19 protein-coding genes, 1 tRNA gene and 1 CRISPR repeat array (1 of these 21 cut by a window edge) are annotated in these 24,068 nt (G+C 37.8%); of the genes, 7 read left to right on the top strand and 13 right to left on the bottom strand.

The features are described 5' to 3' along the window. A CRISPR array of direct repeats spans window positions 1-915; the repeat unit is 28 nt; unit sequence GTTCACCGCCGAATAGGCGGTTTAGAAA; it begins 917 nt to the left of the window's first position. Window positions 916-939: 24 nt separating this feature from the next. From OOL07_RS02830 to OOL07_RS02870, 9 genes are all read right to left on the bottom strand, one after another. Then, window positions 940-1,776 (bottom strand): M48 family metallopeptidase, encoded by an 837-nt coding sequence (locus tag OOL07_RS02830; RefSeq protein WP_264694909.1) that lies wholly within the window; start codon window positions 1,774-1,776, stop codon window positions 940-942. Window positions 1,777-1,787: 11 nt separating this feature from the next. Further along, window positions 1,788-4,436 carry an aminopeptidase N gene (pepN, locus tag OOL07_RS02835; RefSeq protein ID WP_264694910.1) on the bottom strand — a complete coding sequence of 883 codons (2,649 nt, stop codon included), beginning with the start codon at window positions 4,434-4,436 and terminating at the stop codon, window positions 1,788-1,790. Between the two features lie 63 nt (window positions 4,437-4,499). Next, window positions 4,500-5,573 (bottom strand): 2-aminoethylphosphonate aminotransferase, encoded by a 1,074-nt coding sequence (locus OOL07_RS02840; protein ID WP_264694911.1) that lies wholly within the window; start codon window positions 5,571-5,573, stop codon window positions 4,500-4,502. A gap of 1 nt (window position 5,574) precedes the next feature. Next, window positions 5,575-6,723, bottom strand: coding sequence for a phosphonopyruvate decarboxylase (gene aepY / locus OOL07_RS02845; RefSeq protein ID WP_264694912.1), 1,149 nt, complete (start codon window positions 6,721-6,723; stop codon window positions 5,575-5,577). A 19-nt stretch (window positions 6,724-6,742) separates the two neighbouring features. Beyond that, a complete protein-coding gene (gene aepX / locus OOL07_RS02850; RefSeq protein WP_264694913.1) occupies window positions 6,743-8,404 on the bottom strand; it encodes a phosphoenolpyruvate mutase in 1,662 nt (553 codons plus the stop codon). Window positions 8,405-8,412: 8 nt separating this feature from the next. Beyond that, entirely contained in the window at window positions 8,413-9,174 is a 762-nt protein-coding gene (locus OOL07_RS02855; RefSeq protein ID WP_264694914.1) for a phosphocholine cytidylyltransferase family protein, read from the bottom strand. Window positions 9,175-9,194: 20 nt separating this feature from the next. Then, a complete protein-coding gene (locus OOL07_RS02860) occupies window positions 9,195-9,965 on the bottom strand; it encodes a phosphorylase family protein (RefSeq protein ID WP_264694915.1) in 771 nt (256 codons plus the stop codon). Next, window positions 9,959-11,890 (bottom strand): squalene--hopene cyclase, encoded by a 1,932-nt coding sequence (gene shc / locus OOL07_RS02865; protein ID WP_264694916.1) that lies wholly within the window; start codon window positions 11,888-11,890, stop codon window positions 9,959-9,961. Before shc ends, OOL07_RS02860 begins: the two co-directional genes overlap by 7 nt. Window positions 11,891-11,925: 35 nt before the next feature. Next, window positions 11,926-12,978, bottom strand: coding sequence for a phytoene/squalene synthase family protein (locus OOL07_RS02870; protein WP_264694917.1), 1,053 nt, complete (start codon window positions 12,976-12,978; stop codon window positions 11,926-11,928). Window positions 12,979-13,251: 273 nt separating this feature from the next. Between OOL07_RS02870 and OOL07_RS02875 the strand changes: the two genes are divergently transcribed. Further along, window positions 13,252-13,866: a DUF6655 family protein gene (locus tag OOL07_RS02875; protein ID WP_264694918.1), complete on the top strand. Its 615-nt coding sequence runs from the start codon at window positions 13,252-13,254 to the stop codon at window positions 13,864-13,866. Between the two features lie 34 nt (window positions 13,867-13,900). Here the strand turns inward: OOL07_RS02875 and OOL07_RS02880 are convergent, their stop codons facing one another. After that, window positions 13,901-15,385, bottom strand: coding sequence for an FAD-linked oxidase C-terminal domain-containing protein (locus OOL07_RS02880; RefSeq protein WP_264694919.1), 1,485 nt, complete (start codon window positions 15,383-15,385; stop codon window positions 13,901-13,903). A gap of 40 nt (window positions 15,386-15,425) precedes the next feature. On the opposite strand from OOL07_RS02880, the gene OOL07_RS02885 reads away from it, so the two are divergent. The 3 genes from OOL07_RS02885 to OOL07_RS02895 are packed head-to-tail and all read left to right on the top strand — an operon-like array spanning window position 15,426 to window position 18,849. Then, a complete protein-coding gene (locus tag OOL07_RS02885) occupies window positions 15,426-16,538 on the top strand; it encodes a kinase (protein WP_264694920.1) in 1,113 nt (370 codons plus the stop codon). A 57-nt stretch (window positions 16,539-16,595) separates the two neighbouring features. Beyond that, window positions 16,596-17,777 (top strand): pyridoxal-phosphate-dependent aminotransferase family protein, encoded by a 1,182-nt coding sequence (locus OOL07_RS02890; protein ID WP_264694921.1) that lies wholly within the window; start codon window positions 16,596-16,598, stop codon window positions 17,775-17,777. 22 nt (window positions 17,778-17,799) lie between these two features. Next, on the top strand, window positions 17,800-18,849 hold the full coding sequence (locus OOL07_RS02895; protein WP_264694922.1) for a chorismate transformation FkbO/Hyg5 family protein: 1,050 nt from the start codon (window positions 17,800-17,802) through the stop codon (window positions 18,847-18,849). A gap of 4 nt (window positions 18,850-18,853) precedes the next feature. On the opposite strand, the gene dapE is transcribed toward OOL07_RS02895, so the two are convergent. The 3 genes from dapE to OOL07_RS02910 are packed head-to-tail and all read right to left on the bottom strand — an operon-like array spanning window position 18,854 to window position 21,735. Further along, entirely contained in the window at window positions 18,854-19,987 is a 1,134-nt protein-coding gene (gene dapE, locus OOL07_RS02900; protein WP_264694923.1) for a succinyl-diaminopimelate desuccinylase, read from the bottom strand. A 16-nt stretch (window positions 19,988-20,003) separates the two neighbouring features. Then, window positions 20,004-20,825, bottom strand: a complete 822-nt coding sequence (gene dapD, locus OOL07_RS02905) for a 2,3,4,5-tetrahydropyridine-2,6-dicarboxylate N-succinyltransferase (RefSeq protein WP_264694924.1) — start codon at window positions 20,823-20,825, stop codon at window positions 20,004-20,006. A gap of 22 nt (window positions 20,826-20,847) precedes the next feature. Continuing rightward, entirely contained in the window at window positions 20,848-21,735 is an 888-nt protein-coding gene (locus tag OOL07_RS02910) for an ATP-binding protein (protein ID WP_264694925.1), read from the bottom strand. A gap of 218 nt (window positions 21,736-21,953) precedes the next feature. On the opposite strand from OOL07_RS02910, the gene OOL07_RS02915 reads away from it, so the two are divergent. The 3 genes from OOL07_RS02915 to nusA all read left to right on the top strand — a co-directional run bounded on the left by OOL07_RS02915 (window position 21,954) and on the right by nusA (window position 24,066). Further along, window positions 21,954-22,030 (top strand) — tRNA-Met (locus tag OOL07_RS02915). A 71-nt stretch (window positions 22,031-22,101) separates the two neighbouring features. After that, window positions 22,102-22,557, top strand: a complete 456-nt coding sequence (rimP, locus tag OOL07_RS02920; RefSeq protein ID WP_264694926.1) for a ribosome maturation factor RimP — start codon at window positions 22,102-22,104, stop codon at window positions 22,555-22,557. 18 nt (window positions 22,558-22,575) lie between these two features. Next, window positions 22,576-24,066 (top strand): transcription termination factor NusA, encoded by a 1,491-nt coding sequence (gene nusA, locus OOL07_RS02925; protein WP_264694927.1) that lies wholly within the window; start codon window positions 22,576-22,578, stop codon window positions 24,064-24,066. Window positions 24,067-24,068: the final 2 nt, after the last annotated feature.

A 24,068-nucleotide genomic window follows, 5' to 3' on the forward strand; every position in this document is an offset into this window, starting at 1 on the left:
GCGGTTTAGAAAAGCAAATAGTTATATTGCAGATCTCGTACTACGTTCACCGCCGAATAGGCGGTTTAGAAACTGAACCAAGTTTTGATTTTCCCACATCATCAAGTTCACCGCCGAATAGGCGGTTTAGAAACTAAGTGACTACCAACGTATTAAGGGAGGGTTTGTTCACCGCCGAATAGGCGGTTTAGAAACTGGCTCGCTGTAGTGCCTCTTGTAAGTCCACGTTCACCGCCGAATAGGCGGTTTAGAAACATAATCTGCACCCAGAACACTTCTGAAACATGTTCACCGCCGAATAGGCGGTTTAGAAATCATCCTGTAGCTGTAATGCTAAATTTTGTACGTTCACCGCCGAATAGGCGGTTTAGAAATTGCATGTTTGCAGCATCAGCGAACCCGGGAGGTTCACCGCCGAATAGGCGGTTTAGAAACAGAATTTTTCATCAAGTACGAGATTAAAGAAGTTCACCGCCGAATAGGCGGTTTAGAAATCAAACTGCACACCGTCTAATGATAATATTTTGTTCACCGCCGAATAGGCGGTTTAGAAACAATTTAATTCTGCGTTTATAACAGGCGAAGAGGTTCACCGCCGAATAGGCGGTTTAGAAACAGTTTTACCTTAAGCCAGTTAATAATTATTTGTTCACCGCCGAATAGGCGGTTTAGAAATTAACGTTTTGTAAATAATTAGGTTGTGACATGTTCACCGCCGAATAGGCGGTTTAGAAAAAACTTTAGTACTCCCAATCTCGCAATAAAAAGTTCACCGCCGAATAGGCGGTTTAGAAATTGCTGGGTTCTGTAAATATTATTTGAGATGGGTTCACCGCCGAATAGGCGGTTTAGAAATATACCGATGGCGTTGCGTTGAACGAGGAAACGTTCACCGCCGAACAGGCGGTTTAGGTAGGTAGTTTTCTAAGGGTTAGAAATCTACCCCTTAGACGTGGTAGAAAGAATACATTTAGGGTGTTTGCCTTCAGAAGCTGCTTTTTGATAGAGATCAGTAGCTGCCGGCATATGCTTTTCTAAGTTATCAATACGAGTTTGATTTGAAGGGTGGGTAGAGAGAAGCTCAGAGGGTGTTTTTCCACCATCGGCAGTCATCATATTTTTCCAAAGTTGAATGCTTTGTTGGGGGTTAAAACCTGCTTTAGCCATATATTCAAGCCCTAATACATCTGCTTCACTTTCTTCTGCACGACTAAAGGGTAGAGTAATACCAACTTGTGTTCCTACCCCAAGTAAACCCATTAATTGATTTCCAACAAGACCATTCCACTCAGATCCGCTTAGCATGACTCGAATTAATTGGAGGCTTGCTTGAGTAGTGTATTGAGTGGATATACGTGCATTACCATGATCTGCAATTACATGACCTAACTCATGACCAATTACAGCAGCGAGTTGATCGGCATTTTTAGCTGTCTGAAGAATCCCAGTGTAAACCCCAATATTGCCGCCCGGGAGGGCAAAGGCGTTGATGGTTTGATCTTCCTTAAATACCGTTACTTTCCAATCGGCACCATTAGGTGGCTTGGGGACTACAGTAGTCAACGCATTAACAACACATTGAACATAGGCATTAATAGTTGGATCATTAGAAATTGGGGTGTCTTTCTTAATTTGTTCATAGGAAGCATCTCCCATCTTAGCTATTTCATCTGCTGAATAGAAAGAGAGTTGATGTCGCCCAGTAGGTGAGGTAGTACAGGCAGCAATTAATAAACTAATTAACCCTATAAAGAAAAGAATATATTTTGTATTCATTATTATTATATTTAATTCATTTTCAAACTTTTTAACGTAATTTCCTGTATATCCTTAGATAGATTTGGGCTATGAGAGATTTGCTCTAACTGATCTTTCATTAATACTTGTCGCTTTGAATCGTAGCGTTTCCAAAAACTAAAGATACTGACAAGACGTGCTGCAATTTGCGGATTGAGTGGATCCAGCTTACGAATAAATTCTCCGAGAAACTTATAACCATCCCCACTGGGATGATGGAAATTCACAAGATTATTTTGGCAAAATGCTCCAATTAGGGCGCGTACTTTATTAGGATTAGTCAGTTTAAAGGCTGAGTGGCTAGTAAGCTGTTTTACTATCTCAAGGGCATCATCACATTTAGCACTTGCCTGAATACTAAGCCACTTATCCATCACTAAAGAATCTTGTTTCCATTGGTCATAAAACATACTTAGTGCCGCTTCTCTTTCAGTGCTTTTTGTATCTGCTAGATAGCTTAAAGCAGCAATCCTATCGGTCATATTATCTGCTGTTTTAAATTGCTGAAAACAGTGTTGATGAATTTCTGTTTCATCTAATGCCATTAGATAGCCAAGGCATATATTGCACAAAGCTCGCCTTCCTACTTCTTGTGGGTTAAAAGAGTAGGGTTTTTCTGAAGTAAGCCGATGATAAATAGTATTAAAAGAATCTTTTAAACTGTGCGCTAGTGTTTGCCTTAAAAAGGTTCTTGCTTGGTAAAGTGCTTCAGGGTCAATTACTTCCATAAATTCAGAGAGATAATGCTCTGAGGGAAGAACAAGCAGTTGAGCAATAAATGATTGATCATCTGTTTGATAATTTTCTAAAACTTTTGCAATAGCTTCTATAAAAATGGAAGGTACATTAAGGGATTTTTCTTCTTGATAATATTTGGTAAGACTTAAAATTATTTTTACCGCTAATTGTTGCCCTGCCTCCCAACGATTAAAAGGATCACTATCATGGGCTAATAAGAAACAACGTTCTTCATCACTTAATTCAAAATGTAATTTAACAGGAGTAGAAAATCCACGGAGCAGGGAGGGAATAGGTTTAGTAGGAATATTTTTAAAAACAAAGGTTTCTTCTTGGTTTTTAAGTTCAAGAATACGAATGCCTTCAGTAATATAGTTTTCCCCTACTAACTCTATAGGTATATGTTTACCATAAGAATCTAATAAACCCATTGTTAGGGGGAGATGAAACGGCTTTTTATGGGGTTGATCTGGGGTAGGTGGGCAAATTTGCTTAATTTTTAGGGTATAGATTTGCTGATCGACATCGTAACTACTTTGAACATGAAGCTCTGGAGTACCTGCCTGACTATACCAAAGGCGAAATTGAAAGAAATTCGCCTGATTAGCATCTTCCAAAGCTTTGACAAAATCATCGGTGGTAACTGCTTGTCCATCATGGCGTTCAAAGTAAAGATCTGTGCCTTTACGAAAACCAGTTTCTCCAAGTAAGGTATGGAGCATTCGTACCACTTCTGCTCCTTTTTCATAAATAGTAACGGTGTAGAAATTATTAATTTCTTCATAGGATTCAGGGCGAACTGGATGTGCCATAGGACCTGCATCTTCTCGAAACTGATAAGTACGGAGGCGATTTACATCTTCAATGCGTTTCACCACGGCACCACTTTGGCTAGCGCTAAATTGTTGATCTCGAAAAACAGTAAATCCTTCTTTTAGGCTTAATTGAAACCAATCTCGGCAAGTAATGCGATTACCAGACCAGTTATGAAAATACTCATGACCAATTACCCCTTCAATATATTGATAATCTGTATCAGTCGCTGTTTCAGGATTCGCTAGGATAAACTTGGAATTAAAGATATTTAACCCTTTGTTTTCCATAGCACCCATATTGAAATCATCTACTGCTACGATCATATAATTATCTAAATCATATTCTCGACCGTAGGCTTGTTCATCCCAAGCCATCGCTCGCTTTAACGAGGCCATAGCATGAGCACATTTTTCAATGTTATGGGGCTGTACATAAATAGATAAGCTAACTTCTCGGCCGGATAAAGTGGTGAATTTATCTTGAATACTGGATAACTTACCTGCCACTAAAGCAAATAAGTAGGAAGGTTTTGGAAAGGGATCTTGCCAAGTAGCAAAATGTTCTCCGTGTTCTTTATCTCCTTGATCTATTAAATTTCCATTGGAAAGTAATACCGGATATTTTTCCTTATTTCCAATGATGGTCGTAGTATAAGTTGCCATGACATCAGGACGATCTAGGAAATAAGTAATTCTTCGAAATCCTTCTGCCTCACACTGGGTACAGAAATTCCCTTCTGAAACATAAAGCCCTGAAAGAGTAGTATTCTTTTGAGGATAGATTTTAGTTTCTATTTCTAGAATGAACTGATCAGATACCTGATGTAAGATAAGAAATTCGGAATTTATTTGATAACTATTTTCTGTAAGCAGCTGCCCATTCAATTGAATAGAGAGTAATTCAAGCGCTTCTCCATGCAAAACAAGAGGAGCTTCTTTGCCTAGAGAACGAGTAATACTCAGCTTAGTGTGAACCTTAGTGTGTTCTTCACCAAGATAAAAAGATAAATGAACGGTTTTAATTTGATAATCTGGGGGACAATAATCTTTTAAATATACAGTTTTGTTAATTTTACCCTCAGACATAATTATCCTCTTAAATTAAAACAACTATAAATAGTGAACTTAGATTAAGGTAAAGAACACTACTTATATAAATTTAATCTTTTTTACAGCCATAATAAATTGTTGCATATCTTGAGTAGTAATTGCACCCATAGTAGCTACTCTAAAAATTTTAGTATTTAACTTCCCTTGGCCTGCGTAAATAATAAATCCACGTTTTTTTAATTGATCATGTAAGGCTTCGTAAGCAAGAGTTTCTGGAAGATAGTAGGAACGTAGTACACAGGAAGAATCTTTACGAGAAAGCAGGGGTTTAATACCCAGTTGCTTAAATTCTTGTTCTACAAGATTACCTAGTTGCCGATAGTGGTTTTTTCTAGCACGCCAACCACCTAAGTCCATAAATTCCTGTAAAGCTTCAAGGAGTACATAAAAAGACTGCACTGCAGGAGTAAAGGGTGTGCCTCGCTGATCTTGCTCCTGACAATAGGAGGCTAAATCTAAATAAAGACTTCGCTTTGGAGGAACTTCAGGAAAGCTATCTCGTTGTACTATGACAAAGGCAGCACCTGGGGCACCATGGAGGCATTTATTTGCTGTAGCAGCAAGTCCACTAATTCCCCAATGATCAAAAGAGAGTAATTCAGCACCAAAGCTGCTTACTCCATCAACTAGAAGCTGAACTCCTTTTTGTTGGCAAATTCTACCAATTATTTCTAAGGAATTGAGTCGTCCAGTGGTGGTTTCATGATGAATAACTGCTATATGGGTAATTTTAGAATCTTTTTTTAGGGTTTGTTCTAACTGATCAAAATTAATTTCTTCTCCCCAGCTATGAGGTAGTGTAGTATGTTTTATTTTATGAATTTGAGCAATTTTAGTAATACGCTCACCATAAATTCCATTTTCAATAATTAATAATTTTCCTTGGATAGGAATAAGGCTACTAATCATTGCCTCTATTGCAGCAGTGCCTGAACCACTTAGTAATACCGCTGCCCATTTTTCAGGATTAAGCTTATAGGCTGCTAGTAACTGTTTTTTGATTTCATCTTGAAGATCAAAAAATTCTGATTCTCGATGGCATAAATCGGGGCCTAAAAAAGCTTCTCTTACTCGATGACTTAAATTAACAGGACCTGGATTAAGTAAAATCATATTATTTACATTTTGAAATGTAGGTCATTAATCGCCTAGCAGTTTCCTCTGGACTGAGTTTAGGACGAGGAAGATGATCTACTGTACCAGAGTGTATTTTAATTTGAGCAAACTTAGGACCTTTAGTTGTCTTATGGGCAAATATTTGATCCAATAGGGTAAAATCATTCCCTGATAATGCCATTTCATAACCGCAACTACTCGCTATATTAGCAAAGGAAAAATTGCCTGATACAGTTGCTTGAGATCCAGTAGAATCATGTACTTCATTGTCTAATAGTATATGGGTAAAGTTCGGTTGCCCATAGGTACCTACGGTCGCAAAGTTTCCCATCCGCATTAGGGCAGCACCATCTCCATCAATCACAATAACTTGTAAGTCTGGACGAGTAAGGGAAATACCCAGCCCTAGAGAAGAGGCGCAGCCCATGGAACCTACCATATATAGTTGATTTTCCCTGTCTTCTAGAGCAAATAATTCACGCCCAGTATAGCCCGTGGTGGCAATCACTACGCTGTTTTCTTTAGGTATTTGGCTATGAAGATAGCTAAGTACTTCACTTCGGGAATGAATTGGAACAGTTGAATGAAAATTTAGTGGCTTTTCTTTACTCAATATTCGATGAGGAATACCACCACTTGCACCATAAGAAGCAATAGAATCTTTGCGTACTACTAAAGCATAGGGACGTTTTTGCTCTTTTATATAGTGGGTAGCACGTTCAAGTGCAGGTTGTATTTGTGCAGTTTCTTGAGGAAAATACTCCCAAGGAATTTCCATTGATTCTAATAAAGAACCCGTAATTCGCCCCATTAACTCATGTTGAGGCTCATCCTTAAGATCAGGATCCCCTCTTAGGGTCACAATTAATAAAATGGGAATACGAAATGTATGGTTAAGAGAAGTCAGTGGATTAATTGCATTGCCTAGACCAGAGTTTTGCATCATTGCTACTGCAGGTTGCCCACCTAAATAAGCCCCTGTTGCTATGGCAACCGCATCTCCCTCATTTGCTGCAGAAACATAGTTTATATCATCTCGAGCAATCACATGATTAATAAAGGGCGTTAAGAACGAGCAGGGTACTCCAGCATAGGAATGGTAGCCAAATTTTTGTGCCTGATCGATAAATTCATGTGTTTCTATCATGGAAATACGCTTCCTTTAATTATTGATAACCATGGGCAAAATCTCCAGCTCGTGTTAAATCCTCAATATTATTGATATCTAACCAATGCCCATTAATATATAACACTCGAATAGGATAACCTCTATCGATTAAGTTATTTAATAAATCTGGAATAGTGAGCTGCAAAAAATCTTCCTGCTTTGCTAGATTATGAAGTGTGCTTAATATCCAATTTCGTCCTTCACCTACTACCCGTATCATTCCAACCCAATATCCATTGGGTTGCTTGATACTCTCTTTATTATTCTGGTAAGTTTCAATTCTAGTTAAATTCACTTCTTGGCTAAATAAAGATCTATCATCTGGTTTTGAACAAAATGCAATATCTTTAACGTGATCTTTTTGCGGACTAGGAAACATAGAATCTACTACGGTAATAATTTCCCCGGACATATGGGATAAATCCCGCAGAATATAGCTACGAAAGAGTAAATCTCCATAAGTAATTATAGTGTCGCTAGAAAGGGACTTAAGTGCGCAGTGAAGAGAGTAGAGCTCATTACTATAAGCATAGGTATCATTGTGTACTAAAGAAATTCCTTTTACAGTAATAGATTCTGGTTTGTAACCAGTCACTACAGTAATGTTATTGATCTGCTGATGCTTGAATTTATCTACTAAACGCCGTAATAAAGGAATGCCTGCAATAGGTAGCATAACCTTGGGATATTCACTAGTAACTGTCTCTAGCCCTTCTCCTTGACTAGCAGCGAGTACAATTGCATTGATTTCACCAGATGGCTTACAATAGCGTTTTTCAGCAGTAAGTAGCTCATCAGCACCTTGTAAATGGAAAATTTCACTTACCGAAGCAATCTGATCTTCTATATTAACTAAAGTTTCGGTTTTGTGAATTTCCTTAGCTATTTTTGTCATAGAAGCAGCCGCTGCTCTAATAAGGTGGTTAGCCCAAATAACAATACTGATATTTGCAGTACGAAATACTTCTGTTGGTGTGCTGTAATATTTGGTAGGTACAATAATTAAGGGGGCTCGATTAGCCCATTCTTTAGTAAATGCTAAAATTTCATCTGCTTGAGAAAGTTTGCTATGAATTAAAATACCATCAGCTCCTGCTTGATGATAGGTTTCTGCACGATGTAATGCTTCACTTAACCCCCAACCAGCAATCAGAGCTTCTACCCGTGCAATAATAGAAAAATCTGGATGACGCTGTGAATCCTTACCTGCTTTAATTTTTCCACAAAATTCATCGATATCAGCTAAAGGCTGTTTTTCTCCCTCAATAAAGCTATTAGTCTTAGGGAAAACCTTATCCTCAATACATACGCCAGCGATTTCTCTCTGCTCTAGTTTTTTTACTAATCGCCGTAAATTATTAAAATTCCCATAGCCTGTATCCCCATCTAGTAGAATGGGAATTTGAGTGGTATCAGACATGAACTCTAGTATATCTACTACTTGAGTCCAACTTGCTTCATTATTATCCCTAACCCCAAACTGGGCAGAAAGAGCAAGCCCACTTGCCCAAATTCCTTTGAATCCAACTTCTTCTACAATGCGTGCACTTAACCCATTATGAGCTTCTAATAAAAATTCTGTTTGATGAGAATTTAATAAAGATCTTAACTGAGTAAACTTTGAAACTTGGGAGACTTGAAGAGATAGTGGAATATCCATAAAACTTTTTAACTAGCTTTTGGCGTAGATTGGATAAGCGGAAGGATAATTTGTTGTGCTCGAATAATGTCTTCTGGAAAATCAATCTCTATCCATGGTAACCCTGTAATATCCTCAATACCAAAACGCTGGAGATTAGCTAACAATACATCTCTTATCGCCTCTTCATAAGGCAGATCATAATATTGGTGATCTATGTAATATTGGCAGCGATCTGCTAATTGTGAAGCCATTTCTGCTGAAAAACGAAAAAAACCTACGGATTCACCGATGAGATCATAGGAAATATTTTTTGAAATATTTTTCCTAAATTCTATAGGAATTCCATGATGAAGGCATAACTTCACTGGTTCTTCATCATTAATATCAACCCGGCGATCTAACAAAAAGCAATTATCATGGGGCGATTGTAATAATTGCTGGCAGATTTGATAATCGTAAAGTACATCTGCATCCATCAGAAGAATATCTTCTTTTAAGCGAAGATATTCCCTAAGTGTCCATAGAGTGACTACACTACCTTGATTAAAATAAGGATTATATTCAATATTAAATTGAATACGGGAAGAATAATTACCTAGTACTTTCCTAATTTTATCAGCTTGATACCCTAAGCCAAAAGTAATTTTTTGAATACCTAGATATTCAAGAATAGATAAGTGCCGCTCAAGTAAACTAGCTGATTCACAGATTTTTAACAAACATTTAGGCTGCTCAATACAACCTGCAAGCCGTTTACCCTGACCGGCTGCTAAAATAATAGCGTGCACTATCTAAAAGGCAGCACTGATTAAACTGCTAAAAGGGCAGGACCTATACAAGCAACTACTGTTCTTAGGGTAGTACGTGCTGCATGGAAATGGGTTGCAAGCTGCCATAGTTTTAGAATGTCTTTAGGACACTTCAATAGATTTGCTAATAAAGCAAGTTTACGGATATTGCCCTCCATATTTACCGTACTTAATATAGAGTTAGGTAGAGCCATATGCGCAGGATCAACTACCGAACGGATGACTAAAAATGGAATACCTGCTTTAGCTGCAACACTAGCAATAGGGGCACTTTCCATATCTGTAGCCACACATTGAGTTTGATGATAGATAAGGTTCTTTGTCTCAGGGCAGCCAAGAGTAATTTCTGTATGGTGGAGTGCATCGATAGAAAAGGTTAGCCGAGAATCTAAGCGATTAATAATGCGCTGTCGCCATTCATGATCCGTGTGGTAAATCTCATCTTCAGTGACTCGTATTTGTTTAGGTAGTAACAAGGTGCCAGATTTTATATGAGGTGCCAAACCTCCTGCAACTCCCCAGCTGATTAGAGCTTTAGCACCTGCTGCTACGAAAGATTCAGCAGCTAACTGAGCACGTTCAGATCCCATACCAGAAAGCTGTAAATATAAGGACTCAGATAAGTGAATACTTTCTTTAGGATAAAGATTCTTTTTAGTAAGGCAACGCCCTTCCGAAGGAAGGGCAGCAATAATTCCCGTATCAATAGGAGCAATAGCTAATATCTCAGCTTCTATTGGATCATGAGTTAAATCAGAAGCAACTAGCATAGATTATTAATATAATTGCGGTATTTTGCTAAAGCCCAAAGTGGGAAAAATTTATCATAGCCGTGATACCTAAGGTAGAAAACCCGAGGAAATCCTGGTGCATTAAATGCTAAGTGATTCCAAGAGTTTTTATCTTGGTTAGTAAGTAAATATTCAACACCTCGTTTTACTGTAGTACTATTTCCTTCTCCTACAGCAATTAACCCAAGTAGCGCCCAAGCGGTGTGGATAGGGGTGCTTTCCTTATATGTTCCTGCAATAAACGAGTCATAGTAAGAATAATTATCCTCACCCCAACCTCCATCTGGACGTTGAACTTCTTGAAGCCAATGAACTGCTTTGCGAATAAATTCTTCTTTTGGATCGATTCCTACTTGTTCTAAAGCAGTGAGTACTGACCAAGTCCCATAAATGTAATTGGTTCCCCACCGCCCAAACCAGGATCCACTAGGTTCTTGTTCATTACGTATATAAGAGAGGGCGTGTTTTAATGATTCTGAATCTTCAGATCGTTTCAGCCGCCCCATTAAAGCCACACACCGAGCAGTAACATCTACGGTAGGGGGATCAAGTAAGGCACCATGGTCTGCAAAGGGAATTTCATTTAAATAATAATGCATATTATTAGTTTCAAATGAGGCAAATCCGCCATTTCTTGATTGCATTCCCCGTAGCCAATCGCAAGCAAGGGTAATTGACTCTCCGTATCGATCAGAATTATTAGCCTGATCCATCGCCCAAGCAACTACTGAAGTATCATCTAAGTCCGGATAATAAGCATTATTATATTGAAAAGCCCAACCACCACTCTTAAGATTTGGGTGTATTTCCTGCCAATCTGCTGGGTGATCTAAAATCTGTTTTCTTTTTAGCCAATCAAGGGCATGAATTACTTGGTTTGTAGTTCTTCCATTTTCTACCTCTTGAAGTGCTAAAGCAGCTAATCCCGTATCCCAAACAGGTGATACACAAGGCTGGCAATAAGCTGATTCGCCATGATCTACAACTAAATTTTGGATTGATTTTTTAGCAATTACCCTGATTGGGTGATCTAGAGGGTAATCTAATAATATTAAGGACTCATGGGCATTAACCATTGCTGGGAAAATAGCCCCTAATCCATCAATACCATTGATTCGTTCAACAACCCAGGTTTCTGCTTTCTTAAGGGCTTTTTTCCGTATAAATGATGGAATAATCGGCTCTATCAGCCGAACCGCACGCTCTACATAAAGTAGTATTTTATTTGCCCGAGATCGTGCTGGAAAATAATTACGCTCCTTTTCAGGAGGTACGGTAAAGAGCTCTTGAATATCCACCTTATTAGGATTTTTTGCTTCAGCTTTTAAGCTATAGAGGATAGCTAAAGGCACCATTACAGTTCTTGACCAATAGGCCACTTTCGTTAAGTGGAAAGGAAACCAGCGAGGGAAAAGCATAATTTCCACAGGCACAAGAGGGACTGCTCGCCAAGGAATTTGCTTAAACATAGCTAAAGTAAGACGAGTAAATGCATTAGATCGTGCTGCTCCTCCATAGGCTAAAATAGCTTCCCTAGCTCGCACCATATGAGGTGCGTTGATATCATCGCCTACTAGTTTAAGAGCAAAATATACTTTTACTGAACAACTAATATCTAACTTACCATCATAAAATAAGGGCCAACCACCATGATCAGCTTGTTTTTCACGCAAATAAACTGCTAATTTACGCCCTAACTCTGGTTCTAGATCGCCAGTAAAGTGGGTCCAAATAATATATTCAGCAGGGATAGTACAATCTGCTTCTAGCTCAAAACACCAGTGACCATCTTTATGTTGCTGTCTTAATAAGTAATCTCTAGCACGAGATATGGCACTATCTAATTTATGATTAGATTGCATTTCGGTGGGTTCTATAATAGTTTTTTCAATCGCATGAGCCATGATGGTTCAATCCTTATCCGTTTAATTCCTTAAATTTATTTACCGTAACTAATTTGAGGGGTTTTTAAAGGGGAAAGAGGTATACCCTTGGCAGCAAGGCTAAATAAAAATTTCAGTACTCTATCATGATTTGCCGCAAGGTTGGTCAAAAAAATAGTTATCTTTACACTACGGCGTGAAATTTTAACCTGATTTCCACTAGAAAAATCCTGATGATGATGTAATTTACGTAAAGTTAAAATGGCAAACCCAATTGCCCAAAGGCAAAAACGGCGAATACCTACTTCTTTAGACGGAATAAGCAAGGTATAAGCTAGAGCATTTTGCAAATGGGTATGAGCAATGCTAATCAAATACTGAAATCCCTCTCCAAAAGTGGAGGAGTACTGATTAGGTGTTAAATCTTCTAGATTAAAATGTGCTTTTTCAAATACACTACGAGGTAACCAACATACGCCTCGTTCCCTATCATCCCAAATATCCTTAAGGATATTGGTCATCTGTAAGCCTTGCCCAAAAGAGAGGGTAAGTTTACGTAATCCATCGCAGTTTTCGTGAACTTCTGGAGAATAGTCACAAAATAACTCTGTGAGCATTTCACCTACCACACCAGCAACGAAATAACAGTACTTATCCATTGCTATCATGTCCTCTAATCCTTTTAAGCTGGCTGATCTTTGAAATCTAGGCATTCCATCGCACATAATACGAACACACCGCTCTAGAGCAGCACGCTGAGGAGGCGTAAAACTATGGGTTACTCGAATAACTCGAGAGGTGTTCAGAATGAGCTCCCGTTCAGCGGGAAGCATTTGATCGGATAAAAGAGGATAGAGATCTTTAGCAAAAGATTGAGCAGATTTATCTCCCTTGACTACTTGAGTAAATGCTTTAGAGAATATATTTTTTTGATCTAAGCTCAGGGTAGGTTCATCTTCAATAGTATCTGCAATCCGGCATAATAAATAACCATTTGCGACGACTTCTCTTAGTTTATCAGGTAGCTGGGGAATTGTAAGTGCAAAGGTGCGGGAAACATCCACAAGCATTTTATCTTGATACACTTTGTCTTCAATAACAGCATCCATAATCTCTAACTTTTAAAATTTAAAACAATAAGAACAATGCAGATTATAATCTTGTATATAATTGCAGCTTATTCTACATGAAGCATCATAAATGAAATACATATTTTTATGCCTATTTTATAGAAAATACTTTATAAATCCATTATAAAAATAGTAGTAGTATTCTACTATTAAAGGAGGTTTTAAAAGTAAATTCATAATAATTTAATAGGATTTAAATAAAAATCCATCTTTTTTAAAATAATTATTATGCTTTTTTTGCTACTCTTCATTATGCTAATAGCATTTAATGGCTGTATCACCACAGTACAAGGATCTCTTCCTAAACGAACAGCTACAGAAGAACTACTTATTTCTACTGCGGTGGATCATAGCGTAGTAGAGTTAAATTTTGATATCCCATCGGGGGCAAAAGTTTGGTTTGATACCAGCATGCTACCTGGTATTAGAAATCAAGATCAAGATATTTTATATGCTATTAGTGCCATTAAAGCACAGTTACTTAAACAAGGTGGACAGCTAATTACAGACCAAAAAGAAGCTGATTTGATCATGGAAGCAAGGATAGGGGCACTTTCTATTGATAAAATTGAGAGGTTGATAGGTATCCCTAGTTTTTCCGTTCCGGTACCTTTAGCAGGTACCTTTAAAACCCCAGAAATAGCATTTTACAAAAAATCAGATATGCGTGGCATTGCTAAGCTAGCTTTTTTTATTTATGGTGCCAAGAATGGTAAATTACAAAATTTTTCAGTTCCTGTTCATGGAGATTCTTACTATATTCATGTGCATACACCAGTGAGTAATTGGTTTAGGGATGATTTTGTTCCTGAAAAAAATTGGTTTGAAACTGATTTCTCTCTTAGAAATAAAAGAACTAGAAATTAATAATTTTAATCAATAAGGATTAATTTGTAAGCAATCAAAACCGCTCCAGATCAGGAAAAGCAAAATTATTGTGATGTACATGGGTTGCACCAAATTCAGCACAACGATGCAGTGTTGGAATTCCTTTTCCAGGATTAAGTAAATTATTAGGATCAAAAGCCGATTTTATTTCATGGAATTGTTGAAGCTCTTCAGTACTAAATTGAATACACATTTGATTAATTTTCTCAATCCCTACTCCATGTTCACCGGTAATTGCGCCGCCAACGGTAACACAAAGCTCTAAAATCTCAGCCCCTAGTTGTTCTGCTCGCTCTAGTTCTCCGGGCTTACTTCCATCGTAAAGAATCAAAGGGTGTAAATTACCATCTCCGGCATGAAATACATTAGCGATAGGTAATTTAAACTCCTCTGAAAGCTTATTAATTTGTATTAATACTTCGGCAAGTTTTTTGCGTGGAATAGTCCCATCCATACAGTAATAATCCGGAGAGATACGACCTACTGCAGGAAAAGCTGCTTTACGCCCTTTCCATAGCTTTAACTGTTCTTGTTTATTTTCTGCAATACGTATCTCTGCAGCACCTGAAGCAGATAATAAGCTTTTCACTTGCTCAAATTGATAGCTAACTTCGGTAGCATTTCCATCTAGCTCACATAGTAAAATTGCTGCAACATTTCTAGGGTAGCCTACTTGAACAAAATTTTCTGCCGCTTGAATTGCTAGCTGATCCATCATTTCTAATCCAGCAGGAATAATTCCCGCACTTAAAATAGTGCTGACTGCCTTACTTGCCTCTTCTACTGTATTAAAAGCAGCGAGTAATAATTGAGTTTGTTCAGGAATAGGGAGTAATTTTACGGTGATCTCAATAATTATTCCAAGCAACCCTTCTGATCCTGTCATCAGTGATATTAAATCATAACCAGGATAATCTAGGGTAGTGCTCCCTAAAGAAATAAGTTCACCAGTAATGGTGAGGATTTTTAGTGCTAGGACATTATGAACTGTTAATCCATATTTCAAACAGTGTACTCCACCAGAATTTTCTGCAACATTACCCCCAATAGTACAAGCGATCTGAGAGGATGGATCAGGTGCGTAATAAAGTCTATGAGGTGCTGCTGCTTCGGAAATAGCAAGGTTACGTACCCCAGGCTGTACCCGAGCTGTTCTGTTGAGAGGATCAATGGCTAAAATGCGATTAAACTTAGCAAGGCTAATCAGTACCCCATTGCTTAGAGGTAAAGCTCCTCCAGAGAGTCCCGTTCCTGCCCCTCGAGGCACAATAGGAATATTATTTACGTTGCAAATCTGAAGAAGTTTTTGAATTTGAGCAATCGTTTCTGGCAGAACTACTAACCAAGGGAGGATTTGATAGGCAGAAAGCCCATCACATTCATAAGGAGATAGGTCTTCCTCTTTGTATAGAATTCCATTTTTAGGTAAAAAAGCACTCAGCTCTTTAATAAGTTCTTTCTTATTAAAAGAGTGGTTGGGGATTTTCGAAGTAAACAATCTTTAACCTTTAAATAAAATAAATTCTATACTGTACTCTATGATAGAGGAACTAAGAAATACGCATATAATAAATGCGCTTCAGAAATTAGCAGAAGGAAGAGATATTTTCTCTTATTGCTCTGAGGGAATTTGCTCTACTCTAGTAGATTTAGAGTTAGATACCTACGCTTTGTGGGGAAAAAATTCAGATAAATCAAATAAGATTATTTACCACAGCATACAAGAGAAAATTAGATTACTACATTTAAACAGTGCTATCTCAGCAAAGCATGATCAATTACAAATACCACCACTAGAAACCCTATGGCAGGTCCACTTACCTATAGCCATGTGGATCATAGAGCAACAAGAAAGGCTAGGGAAAAATCCTTTAGTATTAGGGCTAAGTGGTGCTCAAGGATCGGGGAAATCCACCTTGAGTAGGTTTTTGGAAGTTATTTTGACTACTTATTTTCATCAAAAAGTAGCTACTTTATCACTGGATGATTTTTATCTTTCTCATGGTAAGAGACAGCAGTTAGCTAAAAAAGTGCATCCTTTGTTTGTGACTCGGGGCGTACCCGGCACTCATGATACAATACTCGCAATAAAGACACTAGAATCCTTAAAATCAGCAAATCAGGACTCAATTACCCAATTTCCTAAATTTGATAAAGGATTAGATAATAGACTGCCTGACGCAGAAGGTATTATTTTTCAAGGGCGACCTGATATTATAATTTTTGAAGGATGGTGTGTAGGTACTCATCCAGAATCTGATCAGCAACTTATCGTCCCTATTAACCAGTTAGAGATTGAAGAAGATAAGGATAGTGCATGGCGACACTATATAAACCAAGTATTGCATCATGATTATGCTAAATTATTTTCCTTATTAGATAGGTTAATTTTTATAAAAATCCCTTCTTTTCAAACTGTATGTAAGCAGCGATTGGAACAAGAACAGAGTCTCGCTCACTCAAATCAGCAAAGATATCTGAATAAACGTACCTCAGAAATAAAAATAATGGACAAAGTAGCAATCAAGAGATTTATTGCTCATTTTCAAAGAATAACTGAATATATGTTAAGAGAAGTACCTTCTTATGCTGATATGGTATTAGAGATTAATGATCGGAGAGTATTTTTAAAAATACAGGCTAAAAATTAGCGATATTTATATTATAGATATACTTAGTAATACTATTCTTCCTTTAGGAGCCTATTCATGCCTATTTCTTCTTTTCACCCCCCTACTCGAATTTTATTGGGCCCAGGTCCATCTGATGTAAATCCTCGAATTTTAGAGGCTATGTCTCGCCCCACCATTGGTCATTTAGATCCGCTTTTTGTTGCCATGATGGATGAGATGAAATCTCTACTGCAATATACTTTTCAAACTCAAAATGAGCTCACTTTTTCTGTCTCTGCTCCTGGGAGTGCAGGGATGGAAACTTGTTTTGTTAACTTATTAGAACCGGGAGATAAAGCCATCGTTTGCCAGAATGGTGTGTTTGGTGGTCGGATGAAAGAAAATGTAGAACGATGTGGTGCTATCCCAGTTATGATACAAGATACTTGGGGAAAACCTGTAGATCCAAATAAGCTTGAAGAAACCCTTAAAGCGCACCCAGATACGAAAGTGGTTGCGTTTGTCCATGCAGAAACCTCTACAGGTGCTCAGTCAGATGCAAAAACCTTAGTAGAAATTGCTCACCGCTATGGTTGTCTTACTATTGTAGATACAGTTACTTCCTTAGGAGGCAGCCCGGTAAAAGTAGATGAGTGGAAAATTGATGCCATTTATTCAGGTAGCCAAAAATGCCTTTCCTGCACCCCTGGGCTTTCTCCAGTAAGTTTTAGTTCACGGGCAGTAGAAAAAATTAAAACTCGAAAAACAAAAACCCAGAGTTGGTTTTTAGATTTAGGGTTAGTCAGTAGTTACTGGGGTGGAGCAGGAAAACGAGCCTATCATCATACAGCACCTATTAATGCTCTTTACGGATTGCATGAATCTCTAGTTATTTTACAAGAAGAAGGGATTGAGGAATCTTGGGCAAGGCATAATCGTAATCATCAAATACTCAAAGCGGGTATTGAAGCTATGGGATTATCCTTTATTGTTGATAAACCTTATCGCCTTCCTCAGCTCAATGCAATTAAAATTCCTGAAGGTATTGATGATGCAAAAGTACGCACCCAATTATTGCAGCAATACGGCATAGAAATAGGGGCTGGGCTAGGGGATATGGCAGGTAAAATATGGCGTGTTGGTTTAATGGGTCACAGTGCTAACTTACGTAATGTCTTAATTTTCCTAGGGGCCTTAGAGAAGATTTTAAGCGATTTAGGTGCCAAAATTGAAGTAGGTGCAGCAACTAAAGCCGCTTCTTTAAAAGCAGCAGCATAGTAAAACTACTTAGGGGTTAGGGATGGAAGTGATTAATCACAATAAGGAAGCACGTAATACTTCTACTCCTTCTGCTCCATTTGAAATAAGCTATGAGAACCCTGCTTGTATCGAAGATATCCTTAGTGAGCAAAATATACTATGCATAATAAGGTTTGGTGATTATTTAACTCATATAGACGATCCTAGAGTAATTACTGTTAATTTACCTGAGTTACAAGTACCACAATTATCTACAGTTGAGGTTTGGCGTACTACCCAAGGGCTAGAAGCAGGATATGATAAAGAAAGAGGGATTTGGTATAGTCGAACCGATTCTATCTTATTTGGCTATCTTCAAATTGAAGAGAATAATACTTCAAGTTTAAATGAAACTACTTATCATATCTATCGTTCTATCATCGAGTGTCAACAAAATTTAAATTATCCATATTTATTAAGAACATGGAATTATTTACCTCATATTCATAATGAGGAAGAGGGCTTAGAGCGGTATCGGGCTTTTTGCTTGGGTCGCCATAGAACTTTAGAAACCCTTCCAAACTTTGAGCGTTTTTTAGTTGCTGCTACCGCAACGGGTACAAGCACAGGGAAAACCCTTGTTTATTTTCTCGCAGCAACTAATCCTGGCGAACGAGTAGAAAACCCACGACAAGTCAGTGCTTTTCGATACCCATTTTATTATGCTCCTCGTAGCCCTTCTTTTTCTCGGGCTACATTAAAAAGGTGGCATTCTGAAATTCACTTTTATATTTCTGGTACAGCGAGCATTATTGGTCATGAAACTAAGCATATTGGAAAGCCACTGGTCCAACTGGAAGAAACCTTAAACAATTTGCATGCACTGATAAAAAATGCTAATCAAGTCCATCAATTACATATTAAGAATCTACAAGAACTTAGCTTATTAAAAGTTTATATTCGACAAGGTGTAGAGGTAGGTCCTATTGCACAATATTTAAAAGAAGCTCTTGGAAATACAGTGCCTACGATTTTTCTTCAAGGAGATATTTGCCGAGAAGAATTATTAGTAGAAATTGAAGCATTTTACCGAGAGCAAATAAAAAAATAGATAATTAATCTATCAATAAAAGCTCTAAAATTCGAACATAGATTTGAGATAATTGATCTAGATCTGCAATGGCTACATGTTCGTTAATTTGATGAATACTTTTATTAACTGGACCTAACTCTATCACCTGTGTACCAGTAGGCGCAATGAATCGCCCATCTGATGTACCACCACTAGTGGAAAGTGTAGTTTCAATACCAGTAATTTCCTTAATTGCTTTTACAACTATAGCCGCTAGAGTAGCACTTTCTTGGGTACGAAATGGTAAGCCAGAGAGATGCCAATCAATAGTATACTTTAAATGATGGCGAGAGAGGATATCAGTTACTCGGTGTTTTAGCTCGTTATCTGTTACTTCTGTAGAATAACGGAAATTAAATAGTACTTCTAGATCCCCCGGAATGACATTAGTTGCACCTGTACCACCACGAATATTTGAAATTTGAAAGCTGGTAGGCGGAAAATCCTCATTGCCCTCATCCCATTGAGTATTGCATAGCTCTAATAACGCTCCTGCAAAGCCATGAATAGGGTTATCAGCTAATTGAGGATAGGCGATATGCCCTTGAATACCATGAATAATTAAAGTTCCGTTAAGAGATCCTCTACGACCATTTTTGATTTGATCACCTACTTTCTCAAGACTGCTCGGTTCACCTACTAAACAAAAATCTATTTTTTCTCCTCTCTTTTGTAATGCCTCTATTACCCTAACAGTACCATCTACTGCAATTCCTTCTTCATCACTAGTAATCAATAAAGCAATAGTTCCTTGGTGATCGGGGTGGCTAGAAATAAATTGCTCACAGGCAGTTACCATAGCAGCAAGACCACCTTTCATATCTGCTGCTCCACGACCATAAAGAATTCCGCCTTTAATTGTTGGGGTAAAAGGATTGCTTGCCCATTTTTCTTTAGGTCCAGTAGGCACTACATCTGTATGGCCTGCGAATACAAATAGGGGAGAGCTTTTACCTCGGCAGATCCAAAGATTTTGTACTTTCCCAAAAGGCATATATTCTGTATGAAAGCCTATTTTCTCGAGACGATCAGCCAAGATTTTTTGACAGCCTGCATCGTTAGGGGTAATAGAAGGGCAGGCAATCAATTCTTTAGTAAGTGCTAAAGTAGAGGACATGATTCAATTATTTTATTTAAATATCACGGAGTAACTCATTAATCCCCACCTTACTACGAGTCTTCTCATCTACCTGCTTTACAATTACAGCACAGTAAAGGCTATAAGTACCATCTTTAGAGGGAAGGTTACCAGAAACAACCACAGATCCTTCTGGAATTCGTCCATAGCTGATTTCATCGGTTGCTCTATTTAGGATTTTTGTACTTTGACCAATAAATACGCCCATAGAAATTACCGATCCTTTCTCAACAATGACTCCTTCTACTACTTCAGATCGGGCACCGATAAAACAATCATCTTCAATAATAGTAGGTCGGGCTTGTAAAGGTTCTAGAACACCACCGATACCCACACCGCCAGAGAGGTGAACATTTTTCCCAATTTGGGCACAAGATCCTACGGTTGCCCAAGTATCTACCATAGTGCCTTCATCCACATAAGCACCAATATTTACGTAGGAAGGCATCAGTACTACATTAGGGGCGATAAAAGCACCCTTACGTACCGTAGCAGGTGGAACGACTCTTACATTATCTTTTTGAAAATCACTAAGAGTATAGTGATTATACTTTGGGGGGACTTTATCAAAATAATGAGTAAATCCCCCTTGAATAAGGGAGTTATCAGAGAGTCGAAAAGAAAGTAATACTGCTTTTTTCAGCCACTCGTTAACTAGCCATATTCCTTCTTTTTTTTCTGCTACTCGTGCACGACCAGTATTTAAGAGCTGTAGTGCTTCTGATACTGCATTTCTAACCTTAGCCTCTCCATTATGGGGATTAATTTCAGATCTATGCTCAAAGGCCTCTTCAATAATTGTTTGAATATCACTCATTGATTTATTTGTTGTCCTAGTATTATTTAGTTTTATCTTTAAGTTGTTGAGATCCTGCGAAATCTAGAGCAAACTGCCAAGCCGTACGCCCGCTTCTTGAACCTCTGGCTAAGGCCCATTGTAGAGCCGCTTTGTCTGCTTCTTCCCATAATTTTAAATCTACCTCATGATATTTTAACCAAGTGTGCACTATTTCCAAGTAACCTTCTTGATTGATAGGGTAAAAAGAAAGCCATAGGCCAAATCGATCAGAAAGGGAAATTTTCTCTTCTACTGTTTCTCCGTGGTGAATTTCTTGATCTATAAGCTGTGTTTGTTGATTTTCTGACTCATATTCAGGGAGTAAATGGCGGCGATTAGAAGTAGCATAAACTAATACATTTTTTGGAGTAGTACCTATAGAGCCATCTAAAACAGCTTTTAAAGATTTATAGCTAGAATCGTCTGCTTCAAATGAGAGATCATCGCAGAATAATATAAAGCACTCAGGGCGTTGTATCACCTGAGCAATAATATCAGGTAAATGAATTAATTCATGTTTATCCACTTCAATTAGCCTTAGACCTTGATGAGCAAACTTATTGAGAACAGCTTTAATTAAGGAAGATTTTCCGGTACCTCGAGAACCCCATAAGAGTGCATTATTTGCTGGTAACCCAGAAATAAATTGATGAGTGTTTTGAATTAACCGCTGTTTTTGGGAATTTACTCCGCATAAATACTCTAACTGAATAGAATGGGTATTTGAAATAGGCTCTAAGTAACCTGAATGACTTAGATGAGTGGCTCGCCAGCGGAAAGCAATGGATGATTCCCAATTAAGAGCTCTATCCTGGGGAAAAAAATGATATTCAATACGATCAACTAAATCTGATACTCTATCAATTAGTTGTTGAGTGGTTGAGGACATCGTTATTTTCAAATCAATAAAGAAAAAACTACAATTTACTTAATTTTTAGATACCACTATCTATAGGTTAAATAATAAAAATAAGAAATATAATTAAACAGTAAGTATTTTACTAGTTACTATAAATAAATTAATAATTACTATAGGTAAATAACTGGCTTTAATCAATTTACTACTTGAAAATAACCATCATATTAAGTATTATATCTAACTAGTGATGCGGGGTGGAGCAGTCTGGCAGCTCGTCGGGCTCATAACCCGAAGGTCGTAGGTTCAAATCCTGCCCCCGCTACCACATTATATATATCAGTTATGTAGTATTTAGAATAGGGCCGTTGGCCCTTTTTTTGTTTTAAATGGTTAAATATGTGGGATAGGGAAAGTATTTATACTGTAATAATGCCAACTATTACTACCTTAGGCTATGAGCTAGTAGGTATAGAGTGTCATGTCAATCATAAAAATTCCCTCTTACGTGTGTATATTGATTCAGATTTAGGAATTACAGTAGATGACTGTGAAAATATCAGTCATCAAGTAAGTGCTTTACTAGATGTAGAAAAGCCAAATATGGGATCTTACACTCTAGAGGTATCTTCTCCTGGGCTTGATCGGCCGCTTTTCACTAAAGCACACTATGTTCGATTTATTGCAAATGACATTTCAATCACGCTCTATGAGTCTTTAGATGGGCAAAAAAAATTAAAGGGCTTACTAAAAGCTGTTCTTGAAGATGAAATTGTAATTGTAGTTACTGGGAAAGATTTCCAAATTCCATTGTCGAACATAAAAAAAGCGCGTTTAGTACCAAAAATAAATTAAGTTGACTTAGGGTTAATAATGAACAAAGAAATATTAATGGTAGTAGACGCTGTTTCTAATGAGAAAGGCGTAAATAAAGAGGTAATTTTTCAAGCCCTAGAAGCAGCTCTTGTAATGGCAACCCGAAAACGCTATTCGGAAGACATTGCGGTACGCGTTGCTATTGATCGGATAACAGGCGAGTATGAGTCTTTTAGAGTGTGGGAAGTGGTTGAAAATGAAGAAAGCATAGAATTTCCGCATCGACAGATATCTTTCAGTAAGGCACAAGATCAAGCGCCTAATATTAAATTAGGTGAATTTATTGAAGAGCCTATAGGATCTATAGAATTTGGTCGTATTGCAGCTCAAACCGCAAAACAGGTTATTGTTCAAAAAATTAGAGAAGCAGAGCAAGCTCAAATTTTTGAAATATATAGAAATCAAATAGGTAAAATGATGGTAGGGGTAGTAAAGCGTACTACTCAAGGTAATGTTATTTTAGATTTTGGAGATAATGCTGAAGGTATTATTCTACGAGAAGAAATGATTCCCCGTGAAACCGTACGCCCTGGAGATAGGTTACGGTGCTACCTTAGAGATGTACGTGGCGAAGGAAGAGGTCCACAATTAATGGTAAGTCGTATTGCTCCAGAACTTTTAATAGAGCTATTTAAATTAGAAGTACCAGAAATTAGCGAAAATAGAATAGAAATTAAAGGTGCTGCAAGAGATCCTGGAGTTCGAGCTAAAATTGCGGTCAAAACTAATGAATCTCGTATTGATCCGATAGGGGCATGTGTAGGAATGCGTGGATCTAGAGTACAAGCAATCTCAAATGAGTTAGCAGGAGAACGAATAGATATTGTGTTGTGGGATGAAGATCCAACCCATTTTGTGATTAATGTGATGGCACCTGCAGAAATTAGCTCTATTGTTGTAGATGAAGAAAACCATAGTATGGATATTGCGGTAGCTGAGGAAAATTTATCTCAAGCAATTGGTCGAGGTGGGCAAAATATTCGCTTAGCTACTCAACTTACTGGATGGTCATTAAAAGTAATGACGGAGCAGGAAGCAGGTAAAATCGGAGAAGCAGAAAATGAAGTATTACAGAAACTATTTACCGATCAGCTTAATGTAGAGGAAGAGATAGCAGCTATTTTAGTACATGAAGGATTTTCTAGCATTGAAGAAATTGCTTATGTACCAGAACAAGAACTACTAGCCATTGACGAATTTGATCAAGAAATTGTGAAGGATCTAAGAGGGCGTGCTAGAGATGTACTTCTTAGTTGTACAACGAACGGTGAAGAATCCCAAACCTCGCAACCAAGCCAGGATCTCCTAGCACTAGAAGGTATTGATAAAGTATTAGCTGATAAATTTGCAATGGCAGGAATTTTCACGAGGGATGATTTAGCTGAGCAAGCAGTAGATGATCTTATTGAAATCAAAGGAGTCGATAGAGAACAGGCCGCTCGTTTAATTATGGCAGCTAGAGAAGTTTGGTTTGCTAATGAACAGTAACA

The organism is Candidatus Nitrosacidococcus sp. I8, assembly GCF_945836005.1.
Lineage (GTDB): Bacteria > Pseudomonadota > Gammaproteobacteria > Nitrosococcales > Nitrosococcaceae > Nitrosacidococcus.